At 68.0% G+C, this 21,956-nt stretch carries 19 protein-coding genes and 1 tRNA gene; 11 read left to right on the top strand and 9 right to left on the bottom strand.

The annotated features are described in order from the left end of the window. Positions 1–199 precede the first annotated feature (199 nt). The 4 genes from argJ (at position 200) to PLC66_RS03880 (ending at position 5,998) form a co-directional block, all read left to right on the top strand. On the top strand, positions 200–1,438 hold the full coding sequence (argJ, locus tag PLC66_RS03895) for a bifunctional glutamate N-acetyltransferase/amino-acid acetyltransferase ArgJ (RefSeq protein WP_324537936.1): 1,239 nt from the start codon (positions 200–202) through the stop codon (positions 1,436–1,438). Positions 1,439–1,662: 224 nt separating this feature from the next. Next, positions 1,663–3,717, top strand: coding sequence for a TonB-dependent receptor plug domain-containing protein (locus PLC66_RS03890; RefSeq protein ID WP_503012175.1), 2,055 nt, complete (start codon positions 1,663–1,665; stop codon positions 3,715–3,717). 2 nt (positions 3,718–3,719) lie between these two features. Then, positions 3,720–4,694 (top strand): ABC transporter substrate-binding protein, encoded by a 975-nt coding sequence (locus PLC66_RS03885; protein WP_324537983.1) that lies wholly within the window; start codon positions 3,720–3,722, stop codon positions 4,692–4,694. Next, the gene (locus PLC66_RS03880; RefSeq protein ID WP_324537934.1) at positions 4,691–5,998 is read left to right on the top strand and encodes a diguanylate cyclase; all 1,308 of its coding nucleotides are present in this window, start codon (positions 4,691–4,693) and stop codon (positions 5,996–5,998) included. The genes PLC66_RS03885 and PLC66_RS03880 overlap by 4 nt, the downstream gene beginning before the upstream one ends. Positions 5,999–6,026: 28 nt before the next feature. Here PLC66_RS03880 and apaG read toward each other — a convergent pair whose 3' ends face one another. Beyond that, positions 6,027–6,410, bottom strand: a complete 384-nt coding sequence (apaG, locus tag PLC66_RS03875; protein ID WP_324537933.1) for a Co2+/Mg2+ efflux facilitator ApaG/CorD — start codon at positions 6,408–6,410, stop codon at positions 6,027–6,029. 65 nt (positions 6,411–6,475) lie between these two features. On the opposite strand from apaG, the gene purB reads away from it, so the two are divergent. Then, on the top strand, positions 6,476–7,852 hold the full coding sequence (gene purB / locus PLC66_RS03870) for an adenylosuccinate lyase (protein ID WP_324537932.1): 1,377 nt from the start codon (positions 6,476–6,478) through the stop codon (positions 7,850–7,852). A gap of 85 nt (positions 7,853–7,937) precedes the next feature. After that, a complete protein-coding gene (locus PLC66_RS03865; RefSeq protein WP_324537931.1) occupies positions 7,938–8,255 on the top strand; it encodes a DUF2322 family protein in 318 nt (105 codons plus the stop codon). 301 nt (positions 8,256–8,556) lie between these two features. On the opposite strand, the gene secF is transcribed toward PLC66_RS03865, so the two are convergent. From secF to queA, 5 genes are all read right to left on the bottom strand, one after another. Further along, positions 8,557–9,489: a protein translocase subunit SecF gene (secF, locus tag PLC66_RS03860; RefSeq protein WP_324537930.1), complete on the bottom strand. Its 933-nt coding sequence runs from the start codon at positions 9,487–9,489 to the stop codon at positions 8,557–8,559. 27 nt (positions 9,490–9,516) lie between these two features. Beyond that, complete coding sequence (secD, locus tag PLC66_RS03855) at positions 9,517–11,382, bottom strand: protein translocase subunit SecD (protein WP_324537929.1); 1,866 nt, start codon at positions 11,380–11,382, stop codon at positions 9,517–9,519. Between the two features lie 144 nt (positions 11,383–11,526). Next, the gene (gene yajC, locus PLC66_RS03850) at positions 11,527–11,850 is read right to left on the bottom strand and encodes a preprotein translocase subunit YajC (protein ID WP_324537928.1); all 324 of its coding nucleotides are present in this window, start codon (positions 11,848–11,850) and stop codon (positions 11,527–11,529) included. 114 nt (positions 11,851–11,964) lie between these two features. After that, positions 11,965–13,077 carry a tRNA guanosine(34) transglycosylase Tgt gene (tgt, locus tag PLC66_RS03845; protein WP_324537927.1) on the bottom strand — a complete coding sequence of 371 codons (1,113 nt, stop codon included), beginning with the start codon at positions 13,075–13,077 and terminating at the stop codon, positions 11,965–11,967. Further along, the gene (gene queA, locus PLC66_RS03840; protein WP_324537926.1) at positions 13,067–14,143 is read right to left on the bottom strand and encodes a tRNA preQ1(34) S-adenosylmethionine ribosyltransferase-isomerase QueA; all 1,077 of its coding nucleotides are present in this window, start codon (positions 14,141–14,143) and stop codon (positions 13,067–13,069) included. The genes tgt and queA overlap by 11 nt, the downstream gene beginning before the upstream one ends. Positions 14,144–14,261: 118 nt before the next feature. Here queA and PLC66_RS03835 point away from each other — a divergent pair. Continuing rightward, positions 14,262–14,346: transfer RNA gene (locus tag PLC66_RS03835), tRNA-Leu, on the top strand. A 106-nt stretch (positions 14,347–14,452) separates the two neighbouring features. Here PLC66_RS03835 and nhaR read toward each other — a convergent pair. Beyond that, on the bottom strand, positions 14,453–15,364 hold the full coding sequence (gene nhaR, locus PLC66_RS03830) for a transcriptional activator NhaR (protein WP_324537925.1): 912 nt from the start codon (positions 15,362–15,364) through the stop codon (positions 14,453–14,455). Between the two features lie 154 nt (positions 15,365–15,518). Between nhaR and PLC66_RS03825 the strand changes: the two genes are divergently transcribed. The 4 genes from PLC66_RS03825 (at position 15,519) to tilS (ending at position 19,151) form a co-directional block, all read left to right on the top strand. Further along, a complete protein-coding gene (locus PLC66_RS03825; RefSeq protein WP_324537924.1) occupies positions 15,519–15,863 on the top strand; it encodes an HPF/RaiA family ribosome-associated protein in 345 nt (114 codons plus the stop codon). 53 nt (positions 15,864–15,916) lie between these two features. Beyond that, positions 15,917–16,579, top strand: a complete 663-nt coding sequence (locus tag PLC66_RS03820; protein ID WP_324537923.1) for a Bax inhibitor-1/YccA family protein — start codon at positions 15,917–15,919, stop codon at positions 16,577–16,579. 166 nt (positions 16,580–16,745) lie between these two features. Further along, positions 16,746–17,711, top strand: a complete 966-nt coding sequence (locus PLC66_RS03815) for an acetyl-CoA carboxylase carboxyltransferase subunit alpha (protein WP_324537922.1) — start codon at positions 16,746–16,748, stop codon at positions 17,709–17,711. A gap of 63 nt (positions 17,712–17,774) precedes the next feature. After that, positions 17,775–19,151 (top strand): tRNA lysidine(34) synthetase TilS, encoded by a 1,377-nt coding sequence (gene tilS / locus PLC66_RS03810; protein ID WP_324537921.1) that lies wholly within the window; start codon positions 17,775–17,777, stop codon positions 19,149–19,151. Between the two features lie 15 nt (positions 19,152–19,166). Here tilS and PLC66_RS03805 read toward each other — a convergent pair whose 3' ends face one another. Further along, entirely contained in the window at positions 19,167–19,772 is a 606-nt protein-coding gene (locus tag PLC66_RS03805; RefSeq protein WP_324537920.1) for a response regulator transcription factor, read from the bottom strand. Beyond that, positions 19,769–21,772: a sensor histidine kinase gene (locus tag PLC66_RS03800; protein WP_324537919.1), complete on the bottom strand. Its 2,004-nt coding sequence runs from the start codon at positions 21,770–21,772 to the stop codon at positions 19,769–19,771. Before PLC66_RS03800 ends, PLC66_RS03805 begins: the two co-directional genes overlap by 4 nt. Between the last annotated feature and the right edge of the window lie 184 nt (positions 21,773–21,956).

Raw genomic sequence — 21,956 nt, 5'->3', positions numbered from 1 at the left:
CATGGAGCTAGGGGGTTTGCGGTGCGAGGCGGGACCGGCTGCCCACGATGGGCGGTGTAACAGCGGTGATACGGCCTGTGCCAGGCGGGCCGCCCGTCTGAGGGACGGCGAGGAATCCGCGGCGGCCGAATCCGCTATCATTCGCACTCGTTCAATTGCCGCTCGCCATTGGCCGGCGGGCCCCACCCTGGAGATCGCTATGGCCGTCAATCTGAGCACCCCCCAACCGGCTCATCTTCTTCCCGTGCAGGGCGTTGCGCTGGGCGTGGCCGAAGCCGGCATCCGCAAGCTCAATCGACGCGACCTCACGGTCGTCGAATTGGCTGCGGGCAGCCGTGCCGCCGGGGTGTTCACCCGCAACCGCTTCTGCGCCGCACCGGTGCAGGTCTGTCGCGAGCACCTTGCCGTGGCGGCGCCGCGGGCGCTCGTGATCAACACCGGTGTCGCCAACGCCGGCACCGGCGAATCGGGCCTGGCCAATGCGCGCGCCACCTGCGATGCGCTCGCCAAAGAGATGGGGGTACGAGCCGAGCAGGTGCTGCCGTTCTCGACCGGCGTCATCCTCGAGCCGCTGCCGATGGAGCGCCTGCTCGCCGGCCTGCCGAAGGCGGTCGCCGACCTGCGTGCCGACGGCTGGTTCGACGCGGCGCACGCCATCATGACCACCGACACCCTGGCCAAGGCGGTGTCGAAGCAGGTGCAGATCGGCGGCCGCACGGTCACCCTCACCGGGGTCAGCAAAGGGGCCGGCATGATCCGGCCCAACATGGCGACCATGCTCGGCTTTCTCGCGTGTGATGCAGCCGTCTCCCAGCCGCTGCTCGATGCCCTGGTCAGGGAGGCGGCCGATCTGTCCTTCAACAGCATCACCGTCGATGGCGACACCTCGACCAACGACTCCTTCGTGCTGATCGCCACCGCCGCGGCGGGCAACGCGGAGATCGTCGACGCCGCCAGCGCCGACTTCACGGTGCTGCGCGATGCGGTGGTCGAGGTGTCGGTCGCGCTCGCCCAGGCCATCGTGCGCGACGGCGAGGGCGCGACCAAGTTCATGAGCATCGTCGTCGAGGGCGGCCGGGACCGCGACGAGTGCCGCAAGGTCGCCTACGCGGTGGGGCACTCGCCGCTGGTGAAGACCGCCTTCTTCGCCTCCGACCCCAACCTCGGCCGCATCCTGGCCGCCATCGGCTACGCCGGCATCGATGACCTCGATGTGTCCAGGCTCAAGGTGTGGCTGGGCAATCCGGATGAGACCGTGCTCGTCGCCGAGCACGGCGGACGGGCTGCGAGCTATGTGGAAGAGGCCGGGTCGCGCATCATGAAGCATGCCGAACTGACGGTGCGCATCGACCTCGCTCGCGGCAGTGCCGCGGCCACTGTGTGGACCTGCGACTTCTCCTACGACTATGTGAAGATCAACGCCGACTATCGCAGTTGAACACCGCTTGCGCATGGCGCCGGCCCCCGCAAGCGGTGGGCCGCCGTGACCTTCTTCACTCGCGCGCGTGCATCGCACGCCAGCGCGATCCCCATTCCGGGCACAATCGGTGTCGGGTGCGGCCGATGACTGTCGCATGAGAGCGTGACGGGCGAGTTCTGGCAGGGGAAGGCATGCAGGCGCGGGGTTCAGGGTTCGGTTGTGGTCGGCGTCCGCTGTGGCGCGTGCTGTTGGGGTTCGTCTGCCTGCTTCCTGCAGGCGCACAGGGAAGCGATCCCTTCTTCGACGACATTCCGCTCGTGCTCACCGCCTCACGCCTGGCGCAATCGCCGCTTGATGCGCCTGCACCGGTCACGGTCATCGACCGCGACATGATCGAGGCCTCGGGCTTCACCACGATCCACGACCTGCTGCGCCTGGTGCCCGGCTTTCTGGTCGCCGATATTGCCGACGGCTCGCCCTCGGTTGCCAGTCATGGCCTCGGTGATGCCTATGACCGCCGGATCAAGGTCATGATCGACGGGCGCACCATCAACAGCCCGCTGTGGGGCGACACCAAGTGGGACAACCTGCCGCTGCGGGTCGACGACATCGAGCGCGTCGAAGTCGTGCGCGGCCCCAACGGCGCGGCCTACGGGGTGAATGCCTTTCAGGGGGTGGTGAACATCATCACGCGTTCGCCTGCGACGGAGAGCGGTGGCGCCGTGATCCTGCGCCGTGGACGGGACGACTTCTACGATTACGGCGTGCGCATCAACGGCGCAGGCGATGCCGCCCTCGACTGGCGCCTGTCCGCATCGCGGCGATCGGTGGTGAATTTCGAGTCCCACTTCGAGGACAACCCGCCCACGCAGCGCCTGCATGGGGCGGAGAAGTTGACGCGCAATGTGGCCAACTTCAACGCCACGCTGCAACTCTCGCCCCTCGACGAGTTCGGCTTGCAGCTCGGTATCAGCGAGGGGCCGAGCTGGCGCGGGGGGCCGCATTACCTCGATTTTCCGCCGCATGGCGAGCGTGACCGCTCCCTCTATCTGCAGGCCGGCTGGGAGCGCCGGGTGGACGGCGACACCTCGGTGAGCCTGCGCTACTACCGCCAGCAGGAGCGTGCCGAAGGCGACTGGACCGTGCTCGAGAAGGACGCAGGCGGCGTGCTGCAGGCCTATCTCGGCAGCCGCGACAGCGAGGTGCAGCGCGATGACCTGGAGCTGCAGCTCAGCGGGCGCTGGTCGCCCTCCATCGCGGCCATGCTGGGCCTCGGCCTGCGTTCCGAGCGTGCCCGTTCGCTGAGCCTCTTCGGCCGCGATGACTGGCTCGATGCCACGCACGCCCAGCTCTTCGGCAGCGTCGAGTGGCGTCCGGTCGAGGCCTTGCGCATCAACGTCGGCGGCACGCTCGAGAGTCATGACTACAGCGGCTCGCTGTTCTCGCCGCGGTTCGCGGCGAACTACGCCTTCAGCCCCGATTCGGCGCTGCGTTTTTCCACCGGCACCGCCTATCGCGCGCCCACCTTGATGGAGTCCAAGGCCTTCCAGACCTATCGCGATGGCGACGACATCCGTCGCATCCTGTTCCGCAGCCTGGAGCCGCTGCAGAGCGAGCGCCTGCGTTTCATCGACCTCGGCTATGTTGCCCACTTCCGTCCGCAGGGGCTGACCCTGGATGCAAGGGTGTTCCGCGAGTACTACGAGCGCTTCATCGACGACCGCAGCTGCCGGACCTTCCCGGCGGGCTTCGATTTCGACCAGCTGGACCCCGGCGTGCGGGCGAACTTCATGAAGGATGCCTGCCCCAACCGGGAAGGGCCCGATTTCAAGCCCATCACGCCCGGCCAGAAGGCCTTCTACTTCTTCAATGCCAATGACTTCCGCATGACCGGGGCGGAGTTCTCGATCGACTGGCGCCGCGACGGCTGGGGGCGGGCCATCCTGTCGCAGTCCTTCATCCGCATCGACGAGGGCGAGCCCTACAGCGACCGTGACATTCCCGACAGTGCGCCGCACGCCACGACCTCGCTGCTGCTGATCAAGGAACTGCCGGAGCGCTGGCGGGCGAGCCTGGGCTACTACCGCAACGGTGAGTACTACTGGATCAATGGCGGGGATTACATCCCGCGTGGCGAGCGTTTCGATCTCAAGCTGGCGCGTCGCTTCGGCGCACCGGGGTCGGACAGCGAGTTCTCGGTCACCGCGCTCAGCGTCAAGGGCAAGTACCCCGACTTCCATAATGGCAAGTACCGCCATCAGCCCCACCTCTTTGCCACGCTGCGGATCGGCTGGTGAGCATGGCGGAGCGGCGGGGCGGATCGAGGGGCTGCGTGGCGCGCCTGGTGCGCCGATGCCTGTTCGTCTGCGCGTTGCTCGGGGCGGTCCTGGTGTCGCCTGCTGCGCAGGCATTGGAGATTGCGCTGCTGCTATCGGAGCAGAAGGGGGCGGCGCAGCAGTTCGTCCATGCCCTGCAGGCGGCCCTCAAGCCCGGCATGCACCGTCTGGTTCAGGCCGGCGCCGTGCGCGAGGGCATGCATACCGAGGGGGTCGAGGGCGCCGACCTGATTCTCGCTGCCGGCCGCGATGCGGCCGAGGCGGCGCTGCGCGATTCCGACCGTCCGGTGCTGGCGGTGCTGGTCGGCCTGCGCGACGTCGAACGCCTGCGCGCGGCCTACCCGAGTCGTCCGCTGGGCGCGGTCGTGCTCGACCAGCCTCCCGCGCGCCACCTGCGCCTGGTGCGCGCGATCCTGCCGCAGGAAGCGCGCGTGGGCGCGCTGCTGGGGCCGGACAGCCGCCACTTCGAGTCCGAGCTGAGGCGGGCGGGTGCGGCCGAGCGCTTCGAGGTCGACGTGTTCGAGATCAGTGACGGCAAGGAGCTGAACGGCGCGCTGCAGTTCCTGCTCGACAAGGCCGGGTCACTGCTGGCGCTGCCCGATGGCGTGGTCTCCAGCCCCAATGCGGCACGCGCGATCCTGCTCACGAGCTACCACTACCGGCGCCCGATCTTCGCCTTTTCGTCCGCCTATGTCACCGCCGGGGCCCTGGCTGCGGTGTTCAGCACGCCCGAGCATATCGCCAACGACGTCGCCGACCTGCTCGGCACGGATCTTGTCAGGACGGGCGCGGTGGCGCAGATCGCCAGCGGCGTGCGCTACCCCGAGCGTTTCGACGTCGCGGTGAATCGCACGGTGGCGCGTGCGCTCGGAATCGCCGTGCCCGACGACCAGGTCCTGCGCGAACGCGTGGCGAGCAGCGGGGAGGGCACAAGATGAGGTGGCTGCGCAACATGTCGCTCGGGCGCAGGATGTTGATGGTGCTGCTCGTTCCCAGCCTCGTGTTCGCCTTCGTGCTGGGCGCCCTGTTCCTGTACCAGAGCAACCGCGATCTGGACCAGGCAACGCTGGCGCGCGGGCAGGCGATCGTGAGCTTCCTCGGCCCGGCCGCGGAGTATGTCCTGGTGTCGGGCAATCCGGTCGCGCTCGAGGCGCTGATGGCGCGCGCCCTGGAACAGGCCGAGGTCGCCGCCGTCGCCTTCTACGATGCAGAGGGCGAGGTCCTCGGCCGCGCCGGCGAGGCCTTGTCCGGCCTGCCCGCGGCGGTGCGGGCGACGAGCGGGGACGAGGTCGTGGTCGATGTCGGCGCAGGGCGGCTGAGGTTTGCCGCCGCAGTGCTGAGCGGGGCGCCCGAGGTCGTCGACTACCCTTCGCCGTCGATGGCCGGCCGCGCCGAGCGCCTCGGCTGGGTCCAGGTGGAGCTGGACACGAGCGCGCGCGACGCCGCCAAGCGCCGGGTCCTGCTCACGGTGGGCGGCGTCGCGCTGCTCGCCTTCGCCGGTGCCGTGGTGATGGCCCTGCGCCTGGCGCGCTCGGTCGGCGAGCCGGTGGCGTCGCTGGTGCAGGCCGTGCGGCGCATGGCGGCCGGCGACCTGCAGGCGCGGGTGCCGGCACAGTCGGCGAGCGAGGAACTGCGCGCGCTCGAATCCGGCTTCAATGCCATGGCCGAATCGATCGCCGACAATCAGCGTACCCTGCAGGCGCGGATCGACGCGGCGACCGCCCAGCTCGTGCACCAGGCGCGCCACGATCCATTGACGGGGCTCCCCAATCGGCGTGCCTTCGAGGAGTCGATCGAGCATGCGGTGGCGATCCATCGCCGTGCAGGGGATGTGCTCACCCTGCTGTTCCTCGATCTCGACCATTTCAAGGCGGTCAACGACACCTGCGGCCATGGCGCCGGCGACCGCCTGTTGTGCGAGCTGGCTCGCCTGCTGCGCGCGCGATTGCGCGTCGAGGACCAGGTCTTCCGCCTGGGCGGCGACGAATTTGCGGTGATCCTGCGTGGTTGCAGCCGTGCCGACGCACATCTGATCGCCAGCGCGCTCTGCGAGGCCGTCGGCGGTTTCGCGTTCGACTGCGCGGGGCAGACCTTCCGCGTCGGCGCCAGCGTCGGCCTGGCGCGCATGGAAGGAGAGATCCATGACGTCGAGGCCATGATGCAGGCCGCCGACCAGGCCTGCTACGAGGCCAAGCGCGAGGGGCGTGGTCGTGTCATCGAGTATCGCCGGCCCCAGGCCTGAGGCAGGGAGGGGGCAGCTCGGCAACGTCTCAGTGCAGTGCCCGTGGCATTGCCAGCATGAAGGGCGGTATCTCGGCCTCGAAGCGGTGCTCGTCGTCGCCGAGCATCTGGTAACGCCCGTGCATGGTGCCCACCGGCGTCTCGAGCACGCAGCCGCTGGTGTAGCGGAAGTGCTCGCCAGGTGCGAGCGTGGGCTGTTCGCCGATCACCCCCTGGCCATGCACCTCCTGCACCTTGCCGTGGCCGTCGGTGATGATCCAGTGGCGGGCGAGCAACTGCGCGGGCCCTGCGCCGACGTTGCGGATGGTGACGTGGTACGCGAAGACGAAGTGCTCGTCCTCGGGCCTGGATTGGGCGGCGACGTACTCGGCGGTGGCAGTCACCTCGATCTTGTAGCGCTCCGAAGTGCTCACGGTGGTTTGTTCTCTTCTGTGATGGGGGAGGCGTTAAAATAGCATTTTTGTCCGGAAGCTCCGTTATGTCGAACGCCTCGCCGTCCCCGCTCACCGCTTTGTCCCCGCTCGATGGCCGTTACCACGGCAAGGTGGCCGGGTTGCGCGAGCATTTCTCCGAGCATGGCCTGATCCGCAACCGCGTCAAGGTCGAGGTGGAGTGGCTCAAGGCGCTCGCGGCCGAGCCCGCGCTGGCCGAGATCGCCCCCTTCTCGGCGGCGACGGTGGCCGAGCTCGACGGGGTGGTGGCGAACTTCTCGACCGACGACGGCGAGGCGGTGAAGGCGATCGAGGCCACAACCAACCATGACGTCAAGGCCATGGAGTACTGGCTCAAGAAGCGCCTCGGCCACAACGCCGAGGTCATGAAGGTGTCCGAGTTCATCCACTTCGCCTGCACCTCGGAAGACATCAACAACAGCTCGCATGCGCTGATGCTGGCCGAAGGCCGCGACCGCGTGCTGCTGCCGGCCCTCGACGCGGTGATCGCCCGCTTCCGCGAACTCGCCCACGCCCTGGCCGACCTGCCGATGTTGTCGCGCACCCACGGCCAGCCGGCCAGCCCGACTACGCTCGGCAAGGAAATGGCCAACATCGCCGCGCGCCTGATGCGCGCCCGCGCCGCCATTGCCGGCGTCGCCATGTGTGCCAAGTTCAACGGCGCGGTGGGCAACTACAACGCCCACCTGTCGGCCTGGCCCGAGTTCGACTGGGAAGGCTTCAACCGCCGCTTCATCGAGTCGCTGGGCCTGACCTTCAACGAATACACCATCCAGATCGAGCCGCACGACGCCATGGCCGAGCTCTTCGACGCCATCGCCCGCGCCAACACCATGCTGATCGACGCCTGCCGCGACATCTGGATGTACATCTCGCTCGGCTACTTCAAGCAGAAGCTCAAGGAAGGCGAGGTCGGCTCCTCGACCATGCCGCACAAGGTCAACCCAATCGACTTCGAGAACGCCGAAGGGAACTTCGGCCTCGCCAACGCGGTGCTCAAGCATTTCTCCGAGAAGCTGCCGATCTCGCGCATGCAGCGCGACCTCACCGACTCCACCGTGCTGCGCAACATGGGCGTGGGTTTCGGCCACACCGTGCTCGCCCTTGACAGCTGCCTGCGCGGCCTGGGCAAGCTCGAGGCCGACCCGGCACGCCTCGCGGCCGACCTCGACGAGTGCTGGGAAGTCCTCGCCGAGCCGGTGCAGACGGTGATGCGCCGCTACGGCATCGAGAACCCCTACGAGCAGTTGAAGGCCATGACCCGCGGCAAGGGCATCACCCGCGAGGCGCTGCACGACTTCGTCCGCAGCCTGGCCATTCCCGCCGAGGCGCGCGAGCACCTGCTGGCGATGACGCCGGCGAGCTACGTCGGCAAGGCCGCCGAACTCGCCCGCCGCATCTGAGCAGCGACCGAATCCGCCGGCCGCGCGCCGGCGCCCATCCCGACGCCACCTTCGCGGTGGCGTTTTCATGACAAGGAGCACCCGAATGGCTTTTGCCGACAACCTCAAGACCCTGCCCGGCGTGTCCCACCTCGCCGCGCTCAACCTCATCGACGCCGCCGACGCGGTCGTCGCCAGCATCGAGAACAGGCCTGGCCAGGCCGGCTCGCTGGCGGTCTACAACCACCTCGCCCAGCTCTACGGCGCGATCAGCCCCGAGGCGGCGAAGAAGGGCCTCGAGCTCTACGCCGAGCACACCGAGGACGCTCGCGCCCATCCTGGCAAGCACCCCAACATCGACCGCCTGATCGGTCTGATCGAGCGCGGGGAGACGCTCAAGGTCAAGCAGGTCTTTGCGGTCTGAGGAAAATGTTGCGCGAGGCGGCGGGGTCGGGCTGGGGGAGCCAACTTCATGAGCGCCGAGGGGGAGGGCGTTGCGGGGGAGACAAGGCGATGCGTGTCCGAGGCGCGTAGCGCCGAGTTTGCGTCGCCGCCCCCGCAACGTCCTCCGCCGAGGGCAGCCCGGAGCGTAGCGCAGGGCCGCGAGTGCAGGCGGCGACCGCCAGCCCGACCCCGCCGCCGGATCGAAGCCGCGCAAACGCCCGCCACTCAAAAAAAGAAGGCGCCCCTCAAGGCGCCTTCGTTACAACTGGCAGGAGGAGGCCTCAGACCACCGCCTCTTCCTTCTCCTTCTTCGGCTTGATGAACTGCTCGCGCGACACGCCCAGCCACATCACCAGCGGGCTCGCCACCAGCACCGATGAATAGATGCCGAAGCAGATGCCGATCGTGAGCGCGAGCGCGAAGTAGTACAGCGTCTCGCCACCGAAGATCAGCATCGACAGCACCATTATCTGCGTGCTGCCATGGGTGATCACGGTACGCGAGATGGTGCGCGTGATCGCATGGTCGAGCACCTCCGGTGTCGTCATGTTCCGCCTTTTCTTGAAGGTCTCGCGCACGCGGTCGAATACCACCACCGACTCGTTCACCGAGTAGCCGAGCACGGCCAGCACCGCTGCCAGCACCGGCAGCGAGAACTCCCACTGAAAGAAGGCGAAGAAGCCAAGGATGATGATCACGTCGTGCAGGTTGGCGACGATCGCCGACACCGCGAAGCGCCATTCGAAGCGCATCGCAAGGTAGAGCATGATGCCCACGATCACCAGCAGGAGCGCCATTGCGCCGTCGGTAGCAAGCTCCTTGCCGACCTGCGGGCCGACGAACTCCACACGGCGCAGTTGAGGTGGCGAAGCGGCCGCCTCTGTGAGCGTGTTCATCACGTTCTCCGACACCCGTGAGGTGTCCATGCCCTCGCGGTTGGGCAAGCGGATCAGCAGGTCGCGTGCGCTGCCGAAGCTCTGCACCTGCGCGTCCGGGTAGCCGCTGCCGGCGAGCGCCTGGCGAATGGGTTCGAGCTGCGGCGCCTCGGCATAGCTGACCTCGAGCAGCGTGCCACCGGTGAATTCCACCGACAGATGCAGGCCGCGTGTGGTCAGGAAGAACACCGCCAGGACGAAGGTGAGCAACGAAATGACGTTGAACACCAGCGCGTGGCGCATGAAAGGGATGTCATTCTTGATGCGGAACAATTCCATGATTGCGTTTCCAGTCCGTTTGTCCGCTTACTTGCCTTCCGGCTTCCACACCTGGCCGATCGACAGGCTGTCGATCTTGCGGCGGCGGCCGTAGATGAAATTCACCAGCATCCGCGACACCAGGATGGCGCTGAACATCGAGGTCAGGATGCCCAGGCAGTGCACCACCGCGAAGCCGCGCACCGGACCCGAGCCAAAGACGAGTAGCGCAATGCCGGCGATCAGGGTGGTGACGTTGGAGTCGAGGATGGTGTCCCAGGCGCGATCGTAGCCGGCTGCGATCGCGGCCTGCGGGCTGGCACCGTTGCGCAGTTCCTCGCGGATGCGCTCGTTGATCAGCACGTTGGCGTCGATCGCCATGCCCAGGGTCAGCGCCATGGCGGCGATGCCGGGCAGGGTCAGCGTGGCCTGGAGCAGCGACAGCAGTGCCACCAGCAGTAGCAGGTTGGCTGCGAGCGCGATCGACGACACGAGGCCGAACAGCATGTAGTAGGCGCACATGAAAACGACGATGGCGATGAAACCCCACATCGTCGAATTGAAGCCCTTCCGGATGTTCTCGGCGCCCAGGCTGGGGCCGACGGTGCGCTCCTCGATGATCTCCATCGGCGCGGCCAGACTACCAGCGCGCAGCAGCAGGGCGACGTCGTTGGCCTCGGCGGTGGTCATGCGGCCCGAGATCTGCACCCGGCCGCCGCCGATCTCGCTGCGGATCACCGGCGCGGTGACGACCTCGCCCTTGCCTTTCTCGAACAGCAGGATGGCCATGCGCTTGCCGACGCTCTCGCGCGTGACGTCGCGGAAGATGCGTGCGCCAGCGGCGTCCAGGGTCAGGTGCACCGCGGGTTCGTTGGTCTGGCCGTCGAAACCGGGCTGGGCATCGGTGAGGCGGTCGCCGGTGAGCACCACCTGGCGGCTCACCAGCAGCGGCGCGCCGCCGCGCTCGGTGTACAGCTCAGTGCCGAAGGGCACGTTGCCCGCCATGGCCTGTTCGATCAGGCCCGGCGTGTCGTCCACCATGCGCACTTCCAGGGTCGCGGTCCGGCCCAGGATGTCCTTGGCCTTGGCCACGTCCTGCACGCCGGGCAGCTGCACAACGATGCGCTCGGCGCCCTGTTGCTGGATCACCGGTTCGGCCACGCCGAGCTCGTTGATGCGGTTGTGCAGGGTGGTGATGTTCTGCTTGATGGCGAAGTCGCGCATCGTCTGCTGCGCCTGCGGCGTCAGCGTGGCGATCAGCTTGAGGTCGTCGGCGGCGTCATCGCGGTCGGCGAGCTGCAGGTCGTTGCTGGCGTCCTGGATGGCACGGCGGCCGGCCTCGCGCTGCTCGGCGTCGCGGAAGCGCACGACCACGGTGTTGCCCTCGCGGGTGATGCCGGCGTGGCGCACGCTCTTGTCGCGCATCAGGGTACGCAGGTCGCCGGTGGTGGCGTCCAGGCGCTTGGTCAGCGCGCCCGGCATGTCGACCTCGAGCAGGAAGTGCACCCCGCCGCGCAGGTCGAGGCCGAGGTACATCGGCAGCGCCCTGATCGAGGTCAGCCAGCTGGGCGAGGCCGACAGCAGGTTGAGCGCGACGACGTAGGAAGGGTCGGCCGGATCGGGGTTGAAGGCCTGCTCGATGACGTCCTTGGCGCGCAGTTGCTGCTCGGTGTCGGCAAAGCGGGCGCGCACGCTGGTGGCGTCGGAGAAGACGCCGGTGTGGGCGATGCCGGCCTCGCGAAGGGCGCTGTTGACGCGGTCGGTGGTGGTCGCGGGGTCGAGCTTGAGCGTGGCCTTGGCGCTCGAGACCTGCACCGCCGGGACTTCACCGTAGAAGTTGGGCAGGGTGTAGAGCAGGCCCCAGAGCAGCACGAGGACGATCAGGACGTTCTTCCAGAGGGGGTAGCGGTTCATCGTCGTCGGGAGAGGAGTGGGGGTATCACGCTCGCGTAGGGTGCGGAGCACCGAACGGGGCGCGAGGCCGGCTGCAGCGTCTGCAGCGGGTGGGGTGAAGCGAAACGCGCCGGCGGGCTCGGGGCCGGCCGGCGCGTGTAAGGCTTACAGCGACTTCAGCGTGCCCTTGGGCAGCACGGTGGCGACGGCCTGCTTCTGCACGGCGACCACGGTGTTGTTGGCGATCTCCAGCTGCACGAAGCTGTCGCCGACTTCGGTCACGCGGCCTGCGATGCCGCCGCCGGTCACCACCTCATCGCCCTTGGCGAGGGCCTCGACCATGGCCTTGTGTTCCTTTGCGCGCTTCATCTGCGGGCGAATCATCAGGAACCACAGCACCACGAACATCAGGATCAGGGGCAGCAGGCCCATCAGGCCGCCAGTGGGGTCGCCGCCCGCGGCTTGGGCATAGGCATTGGAAATCAGCACGTTGATAACTCCGGGTTGGCAAAAAAGCGCTCGATTATAGCAGCAGCCGGGTAGGGGGCCGACTGCATGGGACGCCGGCGCCGGGCGCCGGTTTCATTCATTCGTTTCATCCAGTCATTGCGTGCCGGTGGCGCGCTCGCTGCGGAAGCGCTGGACGTAGGCCTCGAGCTGGCCTGCGGCGATGGCGTCGCGCAACTCGGCGGTCAGGGTCTGGTAGTAGCGCAGGTTGTGCACGGTATTGAGCATGCTGCCGAGGATCTCGCCGGTGCGGTGCAGGTGATGCAGGTAGGCGCGGCTGAAGTTGCGGCAGGTGTAGCAGTCGCAGGAAGGATCGAGCGGCCGGGTGTCGCTCTTGTGCACCGCGTTCTTGATCTTGATGTCGCCGTAGCGGCTGAATAGCCAGCCGTTGCGCGCGTTGCGGGTGGGCATCACGCAATCGAACATGTCGATGCCGGCGGCGACGCCGTCGACGATGTCCTCGGGCGTGCCCACGCCCATCAGGTAGCGCGGCTTGCCCGGCGGTAGGCGCGGCGCGGTATGGGCGAGGATGCGCGCCATGTCTTCCTTGGGTTCACCCACCGACAGGCCGCCGATGGCGAAGCCGTGGAAGCCGATCTCTTCCAGCACGCCCTGCGACTCGTCACGGAGGTCCTCGTACATCCCGCCCTGCACGATGCCGAACAGCGCGTTGGTGTTGCCCAGACGGTCGAACTCGTCGCGCGAGCGCCTGGCCCAGCGCTGCGACAGGCGCATCGACTTGGCGGCCTCGTCGCGGGTGGCGGGGTAGGGCGTGCACTCGTCGAAGATCATCACGATGTCCGAGTTCAGTACGCTCTGGATCTGCATCGAGATCTCGGGCGTCAGGAACAGCCGCGCGCCGTCGATCGGGCTGGCGAACTTGACTCCTTCCTCGCTGATCTTGCGCAGCGCGCCCAGGCTGAAGACCTGGAAGCCACCCGAGTCGGTGAGGATGGGCTTGTCCCAGGCCATGAAGCGGTGCAGGCCGCCGTGCGCACGGATGATGTCCAGGCCCGGGCGCAGCCACAGGTGGAAGGTGTTGCCCAGGCAGATCTGCGCGCCGATGTCGGCGAGCATCGCCGGCGTCATCGCCTTGACCGTGCCATAGGTGCCGACCGGCATGAAGACGGGCGTCTCGACCACGCCGTGGGCGAGGGTCAGGCGGCCGCGGCGGGCGCCGCCATCGCTGGTTAGGAGTTCAAACTGCATCGTCGTGCTTGTCGTTCTCGGATTCGTTGCGGCGGGTGATGAACATCGCGTCGCCATAGCTGAAGAAGCGGTAGCGCGCCTCGACGGCGTGGGCATAGGCGCGGCGGATGCTGTTCATGCCGGCAAACGCCGACACCAGCATCATCAGGGTGGATTTGGGCAGGTGGAAATTGGTGATCAGCGCATCCACCACCTGGAAGCGGAAGCCGGGGAGGATGAAGATCTCGGTCTCGCCGCTGCCGGCTTCGAGCGGCCCTTCCTGTGCCGCGGCCTCGAGCGCGCGCATGCTGGTGGTGCCGACCGCGATCACGCGCCCCCCGGCGGCGCGGGTGGCGGCGATGGCGTCGACGGTCTCCTGCGGGATCACGTAGCGCTCGCGGTGCATGCGGTGTTCGCCGAGGTCGTCGACGCGCACCGGCTGGAAGGTGCCGGCGCCCACGTGCAGGGTCAGCCACGCACAGCGCGCGCCGCGTGCCTCGACGCGCTCGAGCAGCGCCTCATCGAAGTGCAGCCCCGCGGTGGGGGCGGCGACCGAGCCGGGTTCGCGCGCATACACCGTCTGGTAGCGGGTCTCGTCCGCGTCGCCTGCGGCGCGCTGGATGTAGGGCGGCAGCGGCAGTTTGCCGTGGCGCTCGAGCAGGACGAACAGGTCTTCGCCCTGCGGGAAGCGCAGGTGGAAGAACTCGCCGACCCGGCCCAGCACCTCGACGTCGAAGGCGTCGGCCAGGCGAAGCCGGGTCCCGGTCCGGGGTGACTTGCTGGCGCGAATCTGGGCCAGCGCCTCGTGCGGGCCGATGGCGCGCTCGATCAGCACCTCGATCTGGCCGCCGCTGTCCTTGACGCCGTGCAGGCGGGCGTGGATCACCCGGGTGTCGTTGAAGACGAGGAGGTCGCCCGCACGGATGAGGTCGGGCAGGTCGGTGAAGCAGGCGTCGGCCAGCACGGGGGCGGCGCCCGCGGCGGGGGTGACGACGAGCAGCCGGCTGGCGCTGCGCTCGGGCAGCGGCGTCTGGGCAATGAGTTCGGCCGGCAGCAGGTAGTCGAAGTCGTTCAGGGTCAGTGACATGGAGATCAGGACAGGAGTGGTGAATGGCACGCGAACATCGTCCGCGCCGCGCCGCGCGGTGGCGCATGCCGCCTTGCTTGCCCGCGCCGGGATTGTTCGGACATAATGCGCGTCCCATGCCGGGATGGCGGAATCGGTAGACGCAGCGGACTCAAAATCCGCCGCCGCAAGGTGTGGGGGTTCGAGTCCCCCTCCCGGCACCATCTGCACGCGCCCTGATGCCGAAGGCGGCAAAGCATCGCTGTCTGCGCGAAGCGGCACCTTTCCTCACGGCCCGCGATTCTGGATCGCCTGCGGTCGAAAATCAAATCAGCTCGGGTTCCGCTCGCCCAATTGGCGACTCGCCATCGCGGCCTCGCTGATGGCGCGCACCGCCGGGTGCGTCAGCCTGCGCTCGACCGAGATGGCGTAATAGGTCTCGGTGACGCCGTCGGCGTCACCGAGATGCACCATGCCGGCCTGCCGGCACAATTGTTCTCCCACCAGCGATGCGCTCGGAAAGATGCCCGCGCCGGCCTCGGCAAAGGCGCGCATCAGCGCGCTGTCATCGAATTCGCCGACGATGCGCGGCCTCATCCGCGCGGCCTCCACCCAGCGCAGCAGGGGCGCGCGCACGCTCGCCTCCGCGCCCGGCAACAGCAGTGGGGCGCCGTCCAGGCAGGCCGGAAAGTCGCCCTGCAGCGAGGCCGCGAGCGCGGGCGTCGCGTACAGGCCGATCGTCGATTCGCCCAGCGCGTGGCTGTAGCCGCGCACGTCCATATTGCCCGGCAGCGGGCTGTCGGCGAGCACGACGTCGAGCTTGTGGATCGCCAGTTCGCCCAGCAGGGCGTCGAACTTGCCCTCGCGGCAGACGATACGCATCGGCTCGGGCAGATCCATCGAGGGCGCCAGCAGGAGCCAGGCGATCGCCTTGGGGACCACGTCGGCGATGCCGACGCGGAAGGGCACGGCCCGCCCCGCAGCCCGGCTGCGCAGGGCGTCCTCGAGCTCGCTGCCGAGACGAAAGATCTCCTCGGCGTAGTCGAGCACCATGCGTCCGCTCTCGGTCAGCGCCAGATTCCGGCCCTGGCGCTTGAACAGGCTGACGCCGAGCTCGGTCTCGAGCGCGGCGATCTGCCCGGACAGGGTTTGTGGTGCGAGTCCGGAACGTTCTGCGCCGCGCACGATCCCACCGGCACGGGCTGCCGTCCAGAAGTGATGGAGCTGCTTGTAGTTGAGCATCGGATGGCTCCTAGGGGCGCAGGCTGAAGATACTTCGAAAAAATCTGATAAAGATTCTGTTGAACCGGGATTTTATCGAAGAGTCTGAGCGTTAGTATCCGTCGAGGCGTGGTGCCCGACGGCAATTGCGCGACAAGAACGAAGGAGACTGCATATGCGTATCGATCTGCACTGCGACAATGTCGAGGCTGCACCCGGGCTGCGTGACTACGTGACGCGGCGGATGCGCTTTGCCATCGGACGCTTTCGCGACCACATCCAGTGGGCGCGGGTGAAGGTGGCCGATGTGAATGGACCGCGTGGCGGCACGGACAAGCGATGCGTGGTACAACTGCGGCTGCGCAACCTGCCGGACGTGGTCTTCGCCATCACCCAGATCGAGGTCCGGGCTGCGGTTGATGAGGCGGCGGACCGTGTGGCGAGGGTGCTGGCGCAGCGTGTGCGGCGCAATCAGCGCCCGCAGCGGGCGGCAAGCACGCTTGGCGCCATGCCTGCCTGATCTCCCGGCTTCATAAAACAAATCCTTAACTTCCCTCTGGAGGAACGCTCGCAATGGAAAACCGCATGACGATGACGCGCTCGGAAGCGTCAGTCCTGTCGACCAACAAGGTCATCCGCAACACCTACATGCTGCTGTCGCTGACGCTGGCTTTCTCGGCGCTCACCGCCGGCCTGTCGATGGCGATGGGCTTGCCGCATCCCGGTCTGATCCTTACCCTGATCGGCTATTTCGGTCTGCTTTTCCTGACGAGCAAGTTCCGCAACAGCAGCCTTGGCATCGTGTTCGTGTTCGCGCTGACCGGCTTCATGGGCTTCACCCTCGGTCCGATCATCTCGGCCTACCTGGCGCTGCCCAATGGCAGCAGCATCGTGATGCAGGCGATGGCGGGCACGGCGGCGATCTTCCTCGGTTTGTCGGCCTACGCGGTGACGACCAAGAAGGATTTCTCCTTCATGGGCGGCTTCCTTATGGTCGGCATCCTGGTGGCCTTCCTGGCCGGCCTGGGGGCGATCTTCTTCTCGATCCCGGCCCTGTCGCTGACCGTCTCCGCGGCCTTCGTGCTGCTGATGTCCGGCCTCATCCTGTATGAGACCAGCAACATCATCCATGGCGGCGAGACCAACTACATCATGGCCACGGTGACGCTGTTCGTGTCGATCTTCAACCTCTTCACCAGCCTGCTGCACCTGCTGGGCTTCGCCAACAACGACTGAACCGGCTGCGCCTTCGGGTGCGGGCGACAGGGCATCGGGGCGGCCGCCACCATGGGGCCGCCCCGATGCGTTGACCGGGCCGCATGCGGCGGTGCAGCGACGACGGCACACGCCCCAGCCCGGCTGGCGTTACAATGGCGGTCATTTTTTGACTGGGAACGGCTGGATGAACACCACCTTTCTGGATTTCGAAACAGCGATTGCGGAACTCGAGGCAAAGATCGACCAACTGCGCTTCGTGCAGGACGATCCGGCCGTGGACATCTCCGACGAAATCAGCCGGCTCGAGGGCAAGAGCCAGTCGCTGACCAAGGAACTCTACGCCAAGCTCACGCCGTGGCAGATCTCGCAGGTCGCCCGTCACCCGCAGCGCCCCTACACGCTGGACTACGCCGAGCTGATCTTCACCGACTTCCAGGAACTGCACGGCGACCGCAGCTACGCCGACGACAAGGCGATCGTCGGCGGGCTGGCGCGCTTCAACGGCCAGTCCTGCGTGGTCATCGGCCACCAGAAGGGCCGCGACACCAAGGAGAAGATCGCGCGCAACTTCGGCATGCCGCGACCCGAGGGCTACCGCAAGGCGATGCGCCTGATGAAGCTCGCCGAAAAGTTCGGCCTGCCGGTGTTCACCTTCGTCGATACGCCGGGCGCCTATCCCGGCATCGGGGCGGAAGAGCGCGGCCAGTCGGAGGCGATCGGCCACAGTATCTACCTGATGGCCGAGCTCAAGGTGCCCATCGTCAGCACCATCATCGGCGAGGGTGGCTCGGGCGGTGCGCTGGCGATCGCGGTGGCCGACCAGGTGCTGATGCTGCAGTACTCCACCTACTCGGTGATCTCGCCCGAGGGCTGCGCCTCCATCCTGTGGAAGAGCGCGGACAAGGCGCCCGATGCGGCCGAGACCATGGGCATCACCGCCGCGCGGCTGAAGGCGCTGAGCCTGGTCGACAAGGTGGTGAACGAGCCGATCGGCGGCGCGCACCGCGATCCGCGCGCGATGGCGGCCACCCTCAAGCGCGCACTCGGCGACGCCCTGCGCGAGCTCGAGGCGCTGACGCCGTCGGAACTCGTGGCGCAGCGCTACGAGAAGCTGATGAGCTACGGCCGTTTCAAGGAAAAGGCGGCCTGAGTGCCGCGCTGGCCCTGAGAGCGCCGGGCTGACCCGCTCACGGCGACGCAGGGCAGTCTCTACATGCACGCCAGCGCCGACCCGGCGGTAATGGGCGACCCGGTGCTCGACGCCGCCGCCGAGGTGCTCACCCGTGCCGGCCTTGGCGCCGGCCAGCACCTGTGCTGCGCGCTTTCGGGCGGGGTCGACTCGGTGGTCCTGTTCGAGGTCTTGCGCCGTCTGCAGCCGGTCCTCGGTTTCCAGCTGTCGGCGGCGCATGTCCATCACGGCCTCAGCCTCCATGCCGACGCCTGGGCGCAGGCCTGCGCCGTGCGTTGCGCCATCGCCGGCGTGGACCTGCAGGTCCTTCGTGTCACGGTCGAGCGCGGGCAGGGCGAGGGCCTCGAGGCGGCGGCGCGGACGGCGCGCCATGCGGCGCTCGACGGTGTGGCCTGCGACTGGCTTGCCTTCGGCCACCACCAGGACGACCAGGCCGAGACTTTGCTGTTGCGGTTGTTCCGCGGTGCGGGGGTGCGCGGTGCGGCGGCGATGGCGTCCCTCGTCGCGGCTCAGGGCAGGCGTCGCGGCCGCCTGCGCCCGCTGCTGGCGCTGCGTCGCGCGCAGATTGTGGACTGGGCACAGCGCAACGGCCTGTGCTGGGTCGAGGACGAAAGCAACGCCGAACTGCGTTTCACCCGCAATGCCTTGCGCCACCGCGTGCTGCCGGTGGTCGAATCCCTGTTTCCTGCCGCGGTGCCCGCCCTGGCGCGTGCAAGCGCCAACTTTGCCGAGGCCGACACCTTGCTCGCCGAGCTTGCCGCCCTCGATGCCCGTGCCTGCGGTGGCATGCCGTGGCGGCGCCCGCACCTGCTGGCGCTGAGCCCGGCGCGACAGGCGAACCTGCTGCGCTGGCAGCTGCGCGAGCTGGGTGGGCAGGCGCCGTCGCGGGCGCGGGTCGATGAGGTCCTGCGCCAGCTGGGCAGCACGGCGGCCGATCGACCGCTGCGCGTCGCGCTTGGCCACTGGGTGTGCTGCGCCTATCGCGACCAAGTCTGGCTCGAGGCCGAGGCAGCGAGGCCGGCGCTGGCCTGCGCCTGGCGTGGCGAGGCGGTGCTGCCGTGGGGCGATGGGGCGGTGCATTTCGAGCGCGGCAGCGGCATCGGTCTGGGCCTGGCCCGGCTCGAGGCGGCGCAGGCGCTGCGCCTGGCGCCACGTCGCGCGGGGCTGAAACTGCAACTGGGGCCCAATCGCCCGCGCCGCGATTTGCGCAAGCTGTGCCAGGAGGCCGGGATCCCCGTCTGGATGCGCGATCGCCTGCCGGTGCTGTGGGCCGATGACGCGCCGGTCTGGGTCGCCGGCATCGGCATCGCGGCGGGCTGGGCCTGTGCCGCCGACGAGCCCGGCGTGCTGCCGCGTTGGCAGCCGGTGCGCCAGGGCGAGGGCCGGGCGCCGCCGGCCTGAGCACGCCGGCGCTACTCAGCCGCGCAGTGTGGTCAGGAGCTGGGCCAGCTCGACCGCCGAGCGCACTTCCATCTTCTCGAAGATGCGCGAGCGGTGCGCCTCGACGGTGCGCATCGAGATCGACAGATTGTCGGCGATCACCTTGTTGTACTTGCCCTCCAGGATCAGCTCCATGACCTCGCGTTCGCGTGTGGTCAGCGTCGCCAGCCGGGCCTCGATGGTCTCGCGGCTGGCGGCGGCGCGCTGGCGGTCGGCGTCGAGCGCCAGCGCCTTCTCGACCAGATCGACCAGGTCGTGATCGTTGAAGGGTTTCTCGATGAAATGAAAGGCGCCTTTCTTGAGCGCGGCGACCGCCATCGGCACGTCGCCGTGGCCGGTGATGAAGATCACCGGCAGTTCGCAGCCGCGCGCGAGCAGGGTGTCGAAGCATTCCAGCCCGCTCATGCCGTTCATGCGGATGTCGAGCACGATGCAGCCGCGCCATTCCGGGCGCCAGGCATCGAGGAACGGCTCGCCACCGGACCAGGTCTGGCAGCTGACGCCGCGTGTCTTGAACAGCCATTGCAGGGCGTCGCGAATGGCCTCGTCGTCGTCGATGATGTGCGTGCAGGCGGTGGTCATGCGGCGTGTGGTTCCACGGGAAGCGACAGGATGAAGATGGTACCGCCGCCGGGGCGCGCCTCGAAAGTCAGGCGGCCATGGTGCAGTTCGGCGATCGAGCGGCAGATATTGAGCCCCATGCCCATGCCGCTGCTCTTGGTGGTGAAGAAGGGCTCGAACAGGCGGGCTGCGGTTTCGGCGTCGATGCCGGCGCCGCGGTCGGCGACCGAGATGCTCACGAAGCGCCCTTCATGGGCAGTGGCGATGAGGACCTGGCGCAGCGCGGCCGGGGTGTCGCGCATCGCATCCATGGCGTTGCGCACGAGGTTGATGACGATCTGCTCGATCATCACCGCATCGGCGGCAACCGGCGGCAGCGCCGGGGCCAGCGTGCTGATGAGCTGGACGCCGCGTTTGCGCGCATCGGCCTCGATCAGGCCGACGGCGTCGCGGATGACGGCGTTGAGCTCGAGCAGTTCGCGCCGCGGCTCGGAACGACGCACGAAGTCGTGCACCCGGCGGATGATCTCGCCCGCGCGCCGCGCCTGGCGGCCGATACGCTCATGGATGTCGAGCAGCTCGTCCCGGTCGAGCTGGGCGCCGTGCAGGCGGTTGATGCAGCCGCTGTTGTAGCTGGCGATCGCAGCCAGCGGCTGGTTCAGCTCGTGGGCCAGGGTGGAGGCCATCTCGCCCATGGTGATCAGGCGCGAGCTCTGCTGCAGGCGCTCCTCCTGCTGGCGAGTCTGTTCGCGCGCACGCTTCTGCTCGGTGATGTCGAGCACCGAGCCCATCCAGCCGGCATGGTGGCCGCTGGCGTCGATCAGCGGTGCCTCGAACACCAGTGCGTCGAGCACCTCGCCGTTCTTGCGCCGCAGCCTCACCTCGGTGCCCTGCGGCGAGCTCTCGCCGGCCATGATCTCGCGATGCAGCTCTAGGGTCTCCTCGAGGCGCTCGGGGTCCCAGTAGGGCATCGGTGGCTTTAGGCCGACGAGTTCGCTGGCATCGAAGCCGGTCATGCGACAAAAAGCGGAGTTCACATAGGTGAGCCGGCCCTCGAGGTCGCGGGCACGCATGCCGGTGAGGAGCGAGTCTTCCATCGCCTTGCGGAAGGCGGATTCGGCGCGCAGCGCGGTCTCGGCCTGCTGGCGGCGTGCGAGCTCGCGGCGCAGCTGGGTCACGCTCCAGATGATGATGCCGGCCAGCAGCACCAGCGAGCCGCCCAGCAGCAGCGGGATCCAGCGCGTCTCCGACTTGTAGGCGGTGATCTGCAAGGTCAGGCCGTGACCGGGTGGGTCGAAGGGCATGCTGTAGGCGAGCTGCGCGGACAGCGGGGCGACCTTGGACTTGGCGGCGATCTCGTTGCCGTCGGCGTCGAGCACGGCGACGCGATAACGCTCCGAGAACCACCACGGCAGCTCGCGTACGACCAGGTCGGGCAGGGAATACACCCCCACCACCACGCCCAGCAGGTCTTCGTCCGACCACACCGGCACATGCACTTCGAAGTGATGGATGTTGCCCCTCGCGGCGTAGGCCGGGCCATAGACCGGCCGGCCGATGCCGCGCGCGAGGCGGAAGCTGCTCTCGCTCGGGAAGCCCTCGGCGCTTTCGTCCGCCGGGCGCGGCGGCGGCGTGGGCGGCATGGCGCCGGCCGCGCGCCCCTCGGGCGTCAGCCACAGGATCTGCACCAGGCCACGCTCCTGGTTGAGCAGGCTGGCAAGCCGGGCTTCGGTCGGCGCCTGCAGGCTGCGCTCGGCGAACAGATCGGGACCGATCTGTTGCAGGTGGATCTCGTTGCGATCGAGATGGAAGCGCAGGTTCTGCTCCATCCACAGCACGTCGTTGAGCAGCGTGGTGCGCTGTTCGTCGGCATCGTAGGCGCGCGTCAGCCACACCAGCGCGGCGATCGCTGCCATGAACAGCGCCAGGCTCAGATAGGGCAGGTGCTGCACCCAGCGCCGGCGCGGGCTGACGGGGGTGGCGGCCGTGGCAGGCGGCGCGCTGGGGGCGGACGAGCTCATCGGTTCAGGGGGTGCCATCCGGCGGACGGGGAACTTGCGGTTATCACGGCTGCGGACTTCCACAATAGCAGGCCCCCGGAGCGCAAAGGATACTGATGCCCAGCACAGCAGAACTTATCGCGGTGCAGTGGTCGCAGGCCAGGCGCTTGCGGCCCGAGAAAATTCATCAGCGCTGTATCTGGAG

Source organism: Thauera sp., assembly GCF_035444905.1.
Classification (GTDB): domain Bacteria; phylum Pseudomonadota; class Gammaproteobacteria; order Burkholderiales; family Rhodocyclaceae; genus Thauera.
Note: the sequence above shows the minus strand (reverse complement) of the source record. Positions and strands in the feature narration are given on the sequence as shown.

Excerpts from the sequence above, each read along its gene's own strand:
- PLC66_RS03820 (WP_324537923.1), top strand. The coding sequence starts at position 15,917 with ATGGAAAACCGCATGACGATGACGCGCTCGGAAGCGTCAGTCCTGTCG.
- secF (WP_324537930.1), bottom strand. The coding sequence starts at position 9,489 with ATGGAATTGTTCCGCATCAAGAATGACATCCCTTTCATGCGCCACGCG.
- nhaR (WP_324537925.1), bottom strand. The coding sequence starts at position 15,364 with ATGCTCAACTACAAGCAGCTCCATCACTTCTGGACGGCAGCCCGTGCC.
- PLC66_RS03865 (WP_324537931.1), top strand. The coding sequence starts at position 7,938 with ATGGCTTTTGCCGACAACCTCAAGACCCTGCCCGGCGTGTCCCACCTC.
- PLC66_RS03805 (WP_324537920.1), bottom strand. The coding sequence starts at position 19,772 with ATGACCACCGCCTGCACGCACATCATCGACGACGACGAGGCCATTCGC.
- secD (WP_324537929.1), bottom strand. The coding sequence starts at position 11,382 with ATGAACCGCTACCCCCTCTGGAAGAACGTCCTGATCGTCCTCGTGCTG.
- tgt (WP_324537927.1), bottom strand. The coding sequence starts at position 13,077 with ATGCAGTTTGAACTCCTAACCAGCGATGGCGGCGCCCGCCGCGGCCGC.
- PLC66_RS03800 (WP_324537919.1), bottom strand. The coding sequence starts at position 21,772 with ATGAGCTCGTCCGCCCCCAGCGCGCCGCCTGCCACGGCCGCCACCCCC.
- purB (WP_324537932.1), top strand. The coding sequence starts at position 6,476 with ATGTCGAACGCCTCGCCGTCCCCGCTCACCGCTTTGTCCCCGCTCGAT.
- argJ (WP_324537936.1), top strand. The coding sequence starts at position 200 with ATGGCCGTCAATCTGAGCACCCCCCAACCGGCTCATCTTCTTCCCGTG.
- PLC66_RS03885 (WP_324537983.1), top strand. The coding sequence starts at position 3,720 with ATGGCGGAGCGGCGGGGCGGATCGAGGGGCTGCGTGGCGCGCCTGGTG.
- PLC66_RS03825 (WP_324537924.1), top strand. The coding sequence starts at position 15,519 with ATGCGTATCGATCTGCACTGCGACAATGTCGAGGCTGCACCCGGGCTG.
- queA (WP_324537926.1), bottom strand. The coding sequence starts at position 14,143 with ATGTCACTGACCCTGAACGACTTCGACTACCTGCTGCCGGCCGAACTC.
- PLC66_RS03815 (WP_324537922.1), top strand. The coding sequence starts at position 16,746 with ATGAACACCACCTTTCTGGATTTCGAAACAGCGATTGCGGAACTCGAG.
- tilS (WP_324537921.1), top strand. The coding sequence starts at position 17,775 with ATGCACGCCAGCGCCGACCCGGCGGTAATGGGCGACCCGGTGCTCGAC.
- PLC66_RS03880 (WP_324537934.1), top strand. The coding sequence starts at position 4,691 with ATGAGGTGGCTGCGCAACATGTCGCTCGGGCGCAGGATGTTGATGGTG.